The 12113-nt window shown below is 63.0% G+C and carries 11 protein-coding genes; 5 read left to right on the top strand and 6 right to left on the bottom strand.

Features of this window, described 5'->3' with window-relative positions; all coding sequences use genetic code 11:
- Positions 1-3: 3 nt before the first annotated feature.
- Both AWB79_RS14770 and AWB79_RS14765 read right to left on the bottom strand, forming a co-directional pair.
- Complete coding sequence (locus AWB79_RS14770) at positions 4-456, bottom strand: DUF3619 family protein (protein WP_061168163.1); 453 nt, start codon at positions 454-456, stop codon at positions 4-6.
- Complete coding sequence (locus tag AWB79_RS14765) at positions 453-1016, bottom strand: RNA polymerase sigma factor (protein WP_061168162.1); 564 nt, start codon at positions 1014-1016, stop codon at positions 453-455. The genes AWB79_RS14770 and AWB79_RS14765 overlap by 4 nt, the downstream gene beginning before the upstream one ends.
- 414 nt (positions 1017-1430) lie before the next feature.
- Between AWB79_RS14765 and AWB79_RS14760 the strand changes: the two genes are divergently transcribed.
- From AWB79_RS14760 to pssA, 5 genes are all read left to right on the top strand, one after another.
- Complete coding sequence (locus AWB79_RS14760) at positions 1431-3194, top strand: acetolactate synthase 3 catalytic subunit (RefSeq protein ID WP_061168161.1); 1764 nt, start codon at positions 1431-1433, stop codon at positions 3192-3194.
- A 108-nt stretch (positions 3195-3302) separates the two neighbouring features.
- Complete coding sequence (gene ilvN, locus AWB79_RS14755) at positions 3303-3794, top strand: acetolactate synthase small subunit (protein ID WP_008341906.1); 492 nt, start codon at positions 3303-3305, stop codon at positions 3792-3794.
- A gap of 75 nt (positions 3795-3869) precedes the next feature.
- Positions 3870-4886 carry a ketol-acid reductoisomerase gene (gene ilvC / locus AWB79_RS14750; protein ID WP_014191839.1) on the top strand — a complete coding sequence of 339 codons (1017 nt, stop codon included), beginning with the start codon at positions 3870-3872 and terminating at the stop codon, positions 4884-4886.
- 118 nt (positions 4887-5004) lie between these two features.
- Positions 5005-5649: a phosphatidylserine decarboxylase gene (locus AWB79_RS14745; protein ID WP_061168160.1), complete on the top strand. Its 645-nt coding sequence runs from the start codon at positions 5005-5007 to the stop codon at positions 5647-5649.
- A 13-nt stretch (positions 5650-5662) separates the two neighbouring features.
- Entirely contained in the window at positions 5663-6529 is an 867-nt protein-coding gene (gene pssA / locus AWB79_RS14740; RefSeq protein ID WP_061168159.1) for a CDP-diacylglycerol--serine O-phosphatidyltransferase, read from the top strand.
- Between the two features lie 71 nt (positions 6530-6600).
- Here the strand turns inward: pssA and AWB79_RS14735 are convergent, their stop codons facing one another.
- The 4 genes from AWB79_RS14735 to recJ all read right to left on the bottom strand — a co-directional run bounded on the left by AWB79_RS14735 (position 6601) and on the right by recJ (position 12106).
- Entirely contained in the window at positions 6601-7314 is a 714-nt protein-coding gene (locus AWB79_RS14735; protein WP_061168158.1) for a glycine zipper 2TM domain-containing protein, read from the bottom strand.
- A gap of 287 nt (positions 7315-7601) precedes the next feature.
- Positions 7602-9128 carry a lysine--tRNA ligase gene (gene lysS, locus AWB79_RS14730; RefSeq protein WP_061168157.1) on the bottom strand — a complete coding sequence of 509 codons (1527 nt, stop codon included), beginning with the start codon at positions 9126-9128 and terminating at the stop codon, positions 7602-7604.
- Positions 9129-9213: 85 nt separating this feature from the next.
- Positions 9214-10318, bottom strand: a protein-coding gene (gene prfB, locus AWB79_RS14725) for a peptide chain release factor 2 (RefSeq protein WP_096031542.1) whose coding sequence is annotated in 2 segments (ribosomal slippage) — positions 9214-10236 and positions 10238-10318 — 1104 coding nt in all. Because the reading frame shifts where the segments join, the coding sequence is not laid out codon by codon here.
- A gap of 84 nt (positions 10319-10402) precedes the next feature.
- Complete coding sequence (gene recJ / locus AWB79_RS14715; protein ID WP_061168156.1) at positions 10403-12106, bottom strand: single-stranded-DNA-specific exonuclease RecJ; 1704 nt, start codon at positions 12104-12106, stop codon at positions 10403-10405.
- Positions 12107-12113 lie beyond the last annotated feature (7 nt).

Raw genomic sequence — 12113 nt, 5'->3', positions numbered from 1 at the left:
TGCTTAATGGTTGCGCGTCAGATACGCGTTGAATCCGTGATCGAGATAGGCGTCGATCGGTAGGCTGTCGCTCATCATGGCGGCGTCGATGTCGGCCAGTTCCGCCTTGCGCTGCTGGTCTTCCCAGTACGCGATGCCCGCCAGCCCGATGATCAGCGCCGCGAGCGGCCACGCGAGTCCCAGTCCGCCCAGGCGCGCGAGCAGGCCCTTCGGACGGCGCGCGTCGCCGGATTCGCCGGTGCCGAGCGTCGCACCCGCGCCGGCGAAGGCCGGCGTGAACGCGTGTGCGGCCACGGCGACGGCCACTTTCTCGGGCTTCTTGCGCGCGATCGCGGCGCGGCGCGCATCGCGCAACCGGTCGACGGCGGCGGCCGGAATGTTCGACGTGCTTTCGTCCAGCGCGTGAATGACTTTCAGCGCGAACTCGTTTTCCTTCGTTTCAAGAGCGGAACTCATAGCGTTATCCCTTTGGCTTTCAGGGCTTGTGCGAGAGCATGCGTAGCGCGTGAGCAATGTGTTTTCACGCTACCCTCGGAGCATCCCATCGCGGCGGCCGTCTCAGCGACATCCATATCCTCCCAGTAACGCATGAGAAATGCTTCCCGTTGACGTGCCGGCAGTTTCTGGATTTCGGCGTCGATCAGATTGAGTACCTGTTCGCGCTCGAGTTTGTTCTCGCTGCTTTCGCTGCCGACCGCGCCGTCCTCGGATTCGAAGGTTTCGAGCGGGTCGAATTCGTCGTCGTCGGCGTTGCCGAAGGACGAAAAGAGGCTGATCCAGGTATTGCGCACCTTCTGGCGACGGAAATAATCGTGCGTCGCGTTCTGAAGGATACGCTGGAACAGGAGGGGGAGTTCGGAAGGCGGGCGATCACCGTACTTTTCCGCCAGCTTGATCATCGCGTCCTGCACGATGTCGAGCGCCGCGTCGTCGTCGCGAACGGTGTACACGGTTTGCTTGAACGCGCGTCTTTCGACGCCCGCCAGGAAGTCGGCGAGTTCCTTGTCTGATGCCATCCGATGGGGGACCCGGCGCAACGAAGGTGCGTCCGCAGTTGCGTCGAGAGAGGATTGTGGAGTTCTTGGAAAACCTGCGAATGCTAGCAAAGTTTCGCCGTTCCCGGAGCGAATGAGAGCTTTTGTTGCCAATTCCGGTGCCGGGTTGACTAAAGGCACGATCGTCCGGAAGAACGCTCGGACCCGCCGCGATCGGTCAGCAGAAGCGTCAGCCGGCGACTCTGGAATTTTTTGCTTGACCCGCCGCGCGCGCCGCTGTTACATTTTCTGACTCGCATCATCCAGTGAAATGTCTGCTTTGAGGCGAGCCCAAGAAGCACGCCTGTCAAACCTAGACGCGCCGCTTGAACCCGAGCCACAAGCCCGGTAGAGAGCACCCGATCAATTTTTTGCCGAAAATTCGAAAGGTGATGAATGAACATGCCTAGCGCGGAATTCTCCACGTCGGATACCACTCCTCCTCACGAAGCTGACTCCATCGGCGGCACCGTGCTCATGCGCGCATTGGCCGATGAGAACGTCGAGTTCATTTGGGGCTATCCCGGCGGCTCGGTACTCTACATCTACGACGAGCTCTACAAGCAGGACCAGATTCAGCACATCCTCGTGCGCCACGAGCAGGCCGCCGTGCACGCCGCCGACGCCTATGCGCGTTCGACCGGCAATGTGGGCGTGTGCCTCGTGACCTCGGGCCCGGGCGTCACCAATGCCGTCACCGGCATCGCCACGGCCTACATGGATTCGATTCCGCTCGTCGTCATCAGCGGCCAGGTGCCCACCGCGGCCATCGGCCTCGACGCATTCCAGGAATGCGACACCGTCGGCATCACGCGTCCGTGCGTGAAGCACAACTTCCTCGTGAAGGACGTGCGCGACCTGGCCGAAACCGTCAAGAAGGCTTTCTACATTGCGCGCACCGGCCGTCCCGGCCCCGTGCTGATCGACATTCCGAAGGACGTGTCGAAGGCGCCGTGCAAGTACGAGCCGGTCAAGAGCGTGTCGCTGCGTTCGTACAATCCCGTCACGAAGGGCCATTCGGGCCAGATCCGCAAGGCGGTGCAGCTTTTGCTGTCGGCCAAGCGCCCGTATATCTATACCGGCGGCGGCATCATTCTGGCGGATGCGTCGCGCGAGCTGAACCAGTTCGCCGATCTGCTCGGCTATCCGGTCACCAACACGCTGATGGGCCTCGGCGGCTATCGCGCGTCCGACAAGAAGTTCTTGGGCATGCTCGGCATGCACGGCACGTACGAAGCCAACATGGCCATGCAGCACTGCGACGTGCTGATCGCCATCGGCGCGCGCTTCGACGACCGCGTGATCGGCGACCCGAAGCACTTCGCTTCGTCGCCGCGCAAGATCATTCATATTGACGTCGATCCGTCGTCCATTTCCAAGCGCGTGAAGGTGGACATTCCCATCGTCGGCGACGTGAAGGAAGTGCTGAAGGAACTGCTCGAGCAACTGCAGCACGCCGAGCACGGCCCGGACACGGCGGCGCTCAAGACTTGGTGGGACGAGATCGAAGGCTGGCGCTCGAAGGACTGCCTCGCCTACGACCGCAAGAGCGAGATCATCAAGCCGCAGTACGTCGTCGAAAAGCTCTGGGAGCTGACCGACGGCAACGCGTTCGTGTGTTCGGATGTCGGCCAGCATCAGATGTGGGCGGCGCAGTTCTATCCGTTCAACAAGCCGCGCCGCTGGATCAATTCGGGCGGCCTGGGCACGATGGGCTTCGGCCTGCCGGCGGCGATGGGCGTGAAAATGGCCTATCCGGACGACGAAGTGGTCTGCATCACGGGCGAAGGGTCCATCCAGATGTGCATTCAGGAGCTCTCGACGTGCAAGCAGTACAACACGCCCGTCAAGATCATCTCGCTGAACAACCGCTATCTGGGCATGGTGCGCCAGTGGCAGCAGATCGAGTACAAGAAGCGCTATTCCAGTTCGTACATGGACGCGCTGCCCGACTTCGTGAAGCTGGCCGAAGCGTATGGCCATGTCGGCATTCGTGTCGAAAAGACCGCGGACGTCGAGCCGGCGCTGAAGGAAGCGCTGCGTCTGAAGGACCGCACCGTATTTCTCGACTTCCAGACCGATCCGACCGAAAACGTATTCCCGATGGTGCAGGCAGGTAAAGGCATCACGGAAATGCTGCTCGGGTCTGAGGATCTGTAACGCGGGTTTCGAATGCGCGGGTTCGCGCGCGCCGGTCTCCACGAAAGACATGCGCGGCGCGCGGATTCGCATCGAAGCCTTCACTGGACATCATCGGGAAAGACGAACATGAAACACATCATCTCCGTTTTGCTGGAAAACGAACCGGGCGCGTTATCGCGTGTCGTCGGGCTCTTTTCGGCGCGCGGCTATAACATCGAAACGCTGACGGTGGCGCCGACCGAAGACAGCTCGCTGTCGCGGCTGACCATCGTCTCCATTGGCTCGGACGACGTGATCGAACAGATCACGAAGCACCTGAACCGCCTGATCGAGGTGGTGAAAGTGGTCGACCTGACAGAGGGCGCCCACATCGAGCGCGAGCTGATGCTCATCAAGGTAAGAGCGGTCGGCAAGGAGCGCGAAGAGATGAAGCGCATGGCGGATATCTTCCGCGGCCGCATCATCGACGTGACCGAGAAGACCTACACGATGGAACTGACGGGCGCGTCCGACAAGCTCGACGCGTTCATTCAGGCGCTCGACGCCACGGCGATCCTCGAAACGGTTCGCACGGGCAGCTCCGGCATCGGCCGTGGCGAGCGGATTCTCAAGGTGTAACGGCGCCGTACCACTTCATTAGCAGCACACGTAGCGCAACCAATTCAACGCATCATCAGGACTCAAGGAACCACCATGAAAGTTTTCTACGACAAGGACGCCGACCTCTCCCTCATCAAGGGCAAGCAAGTCACCATCATCGGCTATGGCTCGCAAGGCCATGCACACGCGCTGAACCTGAAGGAAAGCGGCGTGAACGTGACGGTCGGTCTGCGCAAGGGCGGCGCATCGTGGAGCAAGGCCGAGAACGCGGGCCTCAAGGTGAAGGAAGTGGCTGAAGCCGTGAAGGGCGCGGACGTGGTCATGATGCTCCTGCCCGACGAGCAGATCGCCGAAGTCTACAAGAACGAAGTGCACGACAACGCCAAGCAGGGCGCGGCGCTCGCGTTCGCGCACGGCTTCAACGTGCACTACGGCCAGGTGATCCCGCGCGCGGATCTGGACGTCATCATGATCGCGCCGAAGGCTCCGGGCCACACGGTGCGCAACACGTACCAGAACGGCGGCGGCGTGCCGCATCTGGTCGCGGTCGCCCAGGACAAGTCGGGCTCGGCGCGCGATGTGGCGCTGTCGTATGCCGTGGCGAACGGTGGCGGCCGTGCCGGCATCATCGAGACCAACTTCCGTGAAGAAACCGAAACCGACCTGTTCGGCGAGCAAGCGGTTCTGTGCGGCGGCACCGTCGACCTGATCAAGGCCGGTTTCGAAACGCTGGTGGAAGCGGGCTACGCGCCGGAAATGGCGTATTTCGAGTGCCTGCACGAGCTGAAGCTGATCGTCGACCTGATCTATGAAGGCGGCATCGCCAACATGAACTACTCGATCTCGAACAACGCCGAATATGGCGAGTACGTGACGGGTCCGCGCATCGTCACCGAAGAGACGAAGAAGGCGATGAAGGCCGTGCTGAAGGACATCCAGACGGGCGAGTACGCGAAGAGCTTCATCATCGAAAACCGCGCCGGCGCGCCGACGCTGCAATCGCGCCGCCGTCTGACCTCGGAGCACCAGATCGAGCAGGTCGGCGAGAAGCTGCGCGCCATGATGCCGTGGATCGCGAAGAACAAGCTGGTCGACCAGTCGAAGAACTAAATCGGCGCGCGCGTATTCATCGCGTCACGATTTTTGCTGGATGAAAAGCCGCCCGGATGCCCTGTGCGCCGGGCGGCTTTTGCTATCCTACGGTTTTTAAAAATCTCAGAACTCGTTCATGAACTATCCTCATCCGATCATTGCCCGCGAAGGCTGGCCGTTCATCGCCATCGCGGCTGTCGTCGCCATCCTCGTGCAGGCGACGGGCGGTTTCGGCTTCGCCTGGCTCTTCTGGCTGATCGTGATTTTCGTCGTCCAGTTCTTCCGCGATCCCGCCCGTCCGATTCCTACTCAGCCGAACGCGGTGCTGTGTCCCGCCGATGGGCGCATCGTCGCGGTCGAAACCGCGCACGATCCGTACGTGGGCCGCGAGGCGCTCAAGATCAGCGTGTTCATGAACGTGTTCAACGTGCACTCGCAGCGCTCGCCGGTGGACGGCGCGATCACCAAGGTGCAGTACTTTCCGGGCGCTTACCTGAACGCGGCAGTCGATAAAGCCTCGACCGAGAACGAGCGCAACGCCATCGTGCTGCAGACCGCGGGCGGCCAGACCGTGACCTCGGTGCAGATCGCCGGCCTGATCGCGCGACGCATTCTCTGCTACGTGCACGCGGGCGAGCCGCTCACGCGCGGCCAGCGCTACGGCTTCATCCGTTTCGGTTCGCGTGTGGACGTGTATCTGCCGGTGGGAAGCCGTCCGCGTGTGTCGATCGGCGAGAAGGTTTCGGCTTCGTCGACGATCCTCGCCGAATTCGCGGAATAGCGCGGAGGACTCGATGGCGGCATTCAAACCGCGCCGTAATCGCGCGAACGCAACGTCTCCGCGCGCGTTCCGCCGCAACAAGGCCGCGCAGGACGTCGGCGCCGTGGAGACGCGGCGCGCGAAGCGCCAGCAGTTCCTCAGAAAGCGCGGCATCTATCTGCTGCCGAATGCGTTCACCACGGCCGCGCTGTTCTGCGGCTTCTTCGCCGTCGTCCAGGCGATGAACGTGCGCTTCGAGATCGCGGCGATCGCCATTTTCGTCGCGATGGTGCTCGACGGCATGGACGGCCGCGTCGCGCGCATGACGCACACGCAAAGCGCGTTCGGCGAGCAGTTCGACAGTCTTTCGGACATGGTGTCGTTCGGCGTGGCGCCGGCGCTCGTGATGTACGAATGGGTGCTGAAGGATCTCGGCCGCTGGGGCTGGCTCGCGGCCTTCGTCTATTGCTCGGGTGCGGCGCTCAGGCTCGCGCGCTTCAATACGAACGTCGGCGTGGTCGACAAGCGCTTTTTCCAGGGGTTGCCTTCGCCGGCAGCCGCTGCGCTGATCGCCGGTTTCGTGTGGCTCGCTACAGATAACCGCGTGCCGCTCAAGCTCGTGTGGCTGCCGTGGGTCGCGTTCGCGCTGACCATCTACGCGGGCGTCACGATGGTGTCGAACGCACCGTTCTACAGCGGCAAGGCGCTCGATGTGCGTTATCGCGTGCCGTTCGCGGGCGTGCTGCTGATCGTGGTGGCGTTCGTGCTCGTATCGTCCGATCCACCGGTCATGTTGTTCTGCCTGTTCGTGCTGTATGGCTTTTCGGGCTATATCTGGTGGGGCTATCTGACGGCGCGTGGCCGGCCGAATCCGGCGCGCAGCTCGCAGCGGGACCATTAGCGTCGCGCGTTCCCGACAAAAAAAAGGCAGCAACCGTGAGGTTCGCTGCCTTTTTCGTTTCCTGCGTGCGATCAACCTGCGACCAGCGCGCCGTTCGAAATGTGTACGCGCTCGCCTTGCTGGAACGGCGGCGCATTCTTGTACGTGAAGGTGCGCGCCTTGCCGTTTTCCATCCGCACGTGCACGGTGTAGTCGGTTTCGCTGCGAATGTGCTTTTCGACCGAGTTTCCGGCGAGACCGCCGCCGAGCGCGCCCAGCAGCGTCATTGCGGTGCGTCCGCCGCCACGGCCGAACTGATTGCCGACAACACCGCCCGCGACCGCGCCACCGACCGCTCCGATGCCGGTTCCGTGGCCTTCATGCTTGACGGCTGCAATCGATTCGACGGTGCCGCAGGTCGAGCAATACGCCGGATGCGGCGGCGGTTGCTGCGCATACGATGGCTGGGCGGGTTGCTGCTGCGCCGCTTGCTGTTGAGCTGCCTGCTGTTGAGCTGCCTGCTGCTGCGCCGCCTGTTGCTGCGCCGCGGTCGGTTGCTGCGCCGGGCTCGGCGCTGCCGAATCGACGACAGGCTGTTGCACAACGGCCGCCGTTTGCGTCTGAGGATTCTGCGCCCCGTTGCTCGATGCCTTCGGGAACAGTCCCGTCATCGCTGCCGTCGCGACGAGGCTCGCGACAATGACCGCGCCCGCCGCCGTCGCGATGAGCGGATGCAGACGCCGCTGCGGCGGCTGAGCGCCGCCGGATGCGGGCGACGTGCTGAGTTTGTTGGTCCCGTTATCCATTTTTTGAACCTCCTTTTCGAGGCGAGATGTCACTGCCGATATCCGCTGTCACAACACATTGTCGAAGAAACCAAGAACCCGCGCTTTTTCCGGTTGTAACAATTTCCCGACCCAGGTCTATTCAAACAGAAGCAGAAGCGGTGCCAGTATCGAAATCACGAGGCTGCGCTGATCGGAGGCCGAATTCGCCTTGAAATATTTACCAATGGTTACAGGCAAAATCGCCGGGCGAAAAAAAAGCGCACCGCAATGGGTGCGCTTTCTCGCATTGAGTCAGACCGAAAAACTCAGTCCTCGCGACGCAGATGCGGGAACAGAATCACATCGCGGATGCTCGGGCTGTCGGTCAGGAGCATGACCAGACGGTCGATGCCGATGCCGCAGCCGCCCGTCGGCGGCATGCCGTATTCGAGCGCGCGGATGTAGTCGGCGTCGAAATACATGGCTTCTTCGTCCCCGGCGTCTTTCTGATCGACCTGCTTCTGAAAACGCGCGGCCTGATCTTCCGGATCGTTCAGCTCCGAGAAGCCGTTGGCGATCTCGCGGCCCGTAATGAACAGCTCGAAACGCTCCGTGATGCCCGGCACCGAATCCGATGCGCGCGCGAGCGGCGACACTTCGATCGGGTAATCGACGATATACGTCGGCTCCCACAGTTGCGACTCCGCCGTCTCTTCGAAAAGCGCGAGTTGCAGCGAACCGAGACCGGCGTTGAGGAACGCGGGCTGGTTCGTATCGACGCCGAACTTCTTCAGTTCCGTACGCAGGAATGCGGCGTCGGACAACTGTGCATCCGTGTACTGTGGCGCGAACTTCTGGATCGCCTGATTGATCGTCAGACGATGGAACGGCTTGGCGAGATCCAGTTCGCGGCCCTGATACGTGATGGTCGCGGTGCCGAGCGCATCGATGGCGGCCTGGCGGATCAGCGATTCCGTGAAGTCCATCAGCCACTGGTAATCCGTGTACGCGGCGTAGAACTCCATCATCGTGAATTCCGGATTGTGACGCGGCGACACGCCTTCGTTCCGGAAGTTACGGTTGATCTCGAACACGCGCTCGAAGCCGCCGACGATCAGCCGCTTCAGATAGAGCTCCGGTGCGATGCGCAGGAACATCTGCATGTCGAGCGCGTTGTGATGCGTCGTGAAAGGCTTGGCCGCCGCGCCGCCCGGAATCGGGTGCAGCATCGGCGTTTCGACTTCCATGAAGTTCGCCTGCGCCATGAAATTGCGGATCGACGTGACGGCCTTCGTGCGCGCCATGAACGTCTTGCGCGACTCGGGCGTGACGATCAGATCGACATAGCGCTGGCGATAGCGCGTTTCCTGATCGGCCAAGCCGTGGAACTTGTCCGGCAGCGGACGCAGCGCCTTCGACAAAAGACGCAGTTCCGTGCAACGCACCGAAAGCTCGCCCTTGTTCGTACGGAACAGCACGCCCTTGGCCGCGATGATGTCGCCCAGGTCCCACTTCTTGAACGCGTCGTAGGTTTCCGCGCCAACGTCGGCGGGCGTCACGAAGAACTGGATCTGACCGCTGCCGTCCTGAACCGTCGCGAAGCTGGCCTTGCCCATCACGCGCTTCAGCATCATCCGGCCGGCGATCGCGACGGGCAGGGGATTGGCTTCGAGCGCGTCCTTGTCGGTTTCGGCGTAATCGCCTTGCAGCGCGGCGGCCTGATGCGTCGGGCGGAAGTCGTTCGGATAGGCGACGCCCTGCTCGCGCAGCGAGCGCAGCTTGTCGCGCCGCTCGGCGATGATCTGGTTTTCTTCCAGTTCGGGAGCGGCGCCCGGTTGAGTCGGTTCGGTCATGATGATTCTTGGCTTGTGATACGGAGGATGCGCGGCGGGATGAAACGAAAGCGGCGCGACCGGAAGGCCACGCCGCTGCAGGACATCAAACGCCCTGTTTCAAACTCGCGCTGATGAAGTCGTCGAGGTCGCCGTCGAGCACGGCGCGCGTGTTGCTCATTTCCACGCTGGTGCGCAGATCCTTCACGCGGCTCTGGTCGAGCACGTAAGAACGAATCTGATGGCCCCAGCCCACGTCGGTCTTGCTCGATTCGAGCTTGTCCTGTTCGGCCTGGCGCTTGCGCATCTCGAACTCGTAGAGACGCGCCTTGAGCATCTGCATGGCTTCCGCGCGGTTGCGGTGCTGCGAGCGGTCGTTCTGGCACTGCACGACGATGCCGGTCGGCGCGTGCGTGAGACGCACGGCGGAGTCGGTCTTGTTGATGTGCTGGCCGCCCGCGCCCGATGCGCGGTACGTGTCCGTGCGGATATCGGCGGGATTGATCTCGATTTCGATCGAATCGTCGATTTCCGGATACACGAACACCGACGAGAACGACGTATGACGTCCACCCGACGAATCGAACGGCGACTTGCGCACGAGGCGGTGAATGCCGGTTTCAGTGCGCAGATAACCGTAGGCGTATTCGCCTTCGACCTTGATCGTCGCGCTCTTGATGCCGGCGACATCGCCTTCCGATTCTTCGAGGACTTCGGTCTTGAAGCCCTTGCGCTCGCAGTAGCGCAGATACTGGCGCAGCAGCATGGACGCCCAGTCGCACGCTTCGGTGCCGCCGGCGCCCGCCTGAATGTCGATGAAGCAGTTGTTCGGGTCGGCCGGATTGGAGAACATCCGGCGGAATTCCACGTCCTCGACGCGAAGACGCAGCGCATCCGCGTCCGATTCGCACGCGACGAGCGTGTCTTCGTCGTCTTCCTCGCGCGCCATGTCGAACAGATCGTTCGCGTCGCGGAGGTCGTTGTCGAGGTCGGTGAGCGTCGTCACGACGCCATCGAGCAGCTTTTTCTCACGACCGAGCGCTTGCGCGTTCTTCGAGTCGTTCCAGACATTCGGATCTTCGAGTTCCTTGTTGACTTCAACCAGACGCGCGGACTTGGCGTCGTAGTCAAAGATACCCCCGTAGCTCGCCCGCGCGGCGGCGCAGGTCGGCCAGAAGGCTTTCGATCGCGTTGAGACGTTCCGCTTCCATTGTCGATCTTCGGCTTCGTAAAAAGATGAAATTATAGCCGATTGACACGGTTTCCCCGGCGCGGACGCCGCCCGGCGCGCCGGATCAGCCCGCGTGTTCGACGATCAGTTGCACCCGCGCGACGCCGTTCCACGAATCGCTGACGAGCCGGTATGCGACGGTCGCGCGGGCGGGCAGCGGATCGACATGGTTGAACCAGATCGCGTTGAAGCGCTGACGCCCGCGCAAGAGCGAGAGCTTCAGATGCTTGTCCTTCACGAGCGCCTGCGAGGCGACCTCGAATTCGCCGGAAAAGGTCGGCGCGGGAAAGCCTTGTCCCCACACCGCCGCGTCGAGCATTTCGACGAATTGCGGCGTGAAGTACGCGTCTTCCAGTTCGCCGTCGGTTTCGACCGTGCGCGAGAGCGCCTCCGCCGTGAGCCACTCGCGGCCGACGGCCTCGAACGCTTCCGTGAAGCGCGGAATGTCGGCGGTGGCGATCGTGAGGCCCGCGGCCATCGCGTGGCCGCCAAACTTGTGAATCAGGCCGGGCTCGCGCTTGCTGATCAGATCGACGGCGTCGCGCAGATGAAAGCCCGGAATCGAGCGGCCGGAGCCCTTGGACAGCGCGCCGCTGTCGTCGGCGTGCGCGAACGTGAACGATGGCCGGTGAAAGCGCTCCTTGAGCCGTCCCGCGACGATGCCGATCACGCCCTGGTGCCAGCTCGCATCGTAGAGCGTGAGCGTCGCGCGCTCGCCCGGATCGAAGGTCTGAAGCTCGGCGAGCGCCTGCTGCTGCATGCCGGCTTCGATTTCGCGGCGCTCGCGGTTCATCGAATCGAGTTGTTGCGCGAGTTCCCAGGCGCGGCCGACGTCGTCGGTCGTCAGGCATTCGATGCCGAGCGACATGTCCGACAGCCGCCCCGCCGCGTTCAGGCGCGGGCCGAGCGCGAAGCCCAGATCGAAGCCGGATGCGGCGCGCGCGTCGCGGCCGGCGGCGCGGAAGAGGGCGGCGATGCCCGGCTGCATGCGGCCCGAGCGAATCCGCTTCAAACCCTGCGCGACCAGAATGCGGTTGTTGCAGTCGAGCTTCACGACGTCGGCGACGGTGCCGAGCGCGACCAGATCGAGCAGGCCGTCGAGACGCGGTTCCGGCGTGCCGTCGCCATACGCGCCGCGACGCCGCAACTCCGCGCGCAACGCGAGCAGCACATAGAACATGACGCCGACGCCCGCAAGGCACTTGCTCGGAAACACGCAGCCCGGCTGGTTCGGGTTGACGATCGCGCGTGCGGCGGGCAGTTCGTCGCCGGGAAGGTGATGATCGGTGACGAGCACGTCGATGCCGAGCGCATTCGCGGCCTCGACGCCATCGACGCTCGCAATGCCGTTGTCGACCGTGACGAGCAGGTCGGGCAAACCGGCGGGCGACTGTGCGGCCAGCGCGACGATTTCCGGCGTGAGGCCGTAGCCGTATTCGAAGCGGTTCGGCACCAGATAGTCGATCCGCGCGCCGAACATGCGCAGGCCGCGCACGGCCACGGCGCACGCGGTTGCACCGTCGCAGTCGTAATCGGCGACGACCAGCATGCGCTTGCCGGCAGCGAGCGCATCGGCGAGGACGACCGCTGCGTCGTCGCAGCCTTTCAGGCCGGCGGGCGCGTGCAGGCGCTTGAATTCGGTCTCGACTTCATCGGGCGAAGTCACGCCGCGCGACGCGTACAGCCGCGCGATGACAGGATGCAGGCCGTGACGCATCAGCGCTTCGGCGTCGGCGGGGGAGGAGGCGCGCGTAACGATTCGCGTCATTCGGGTA

It is taken from the genome of Caballeronia hypogeia, assembly GCF_001544875.2.
Lineage (GTDB): Bacteria > Pseudomonadota > Gammaproteobacteria > Burkholderiales > Burkholderiaceae > Caballeronia > Caballeronia hypogeia.
Note: the sequence above shows the minus strand (reverse complement) of the source record. Positions and strands in the feature narration are given on the sequence as shown.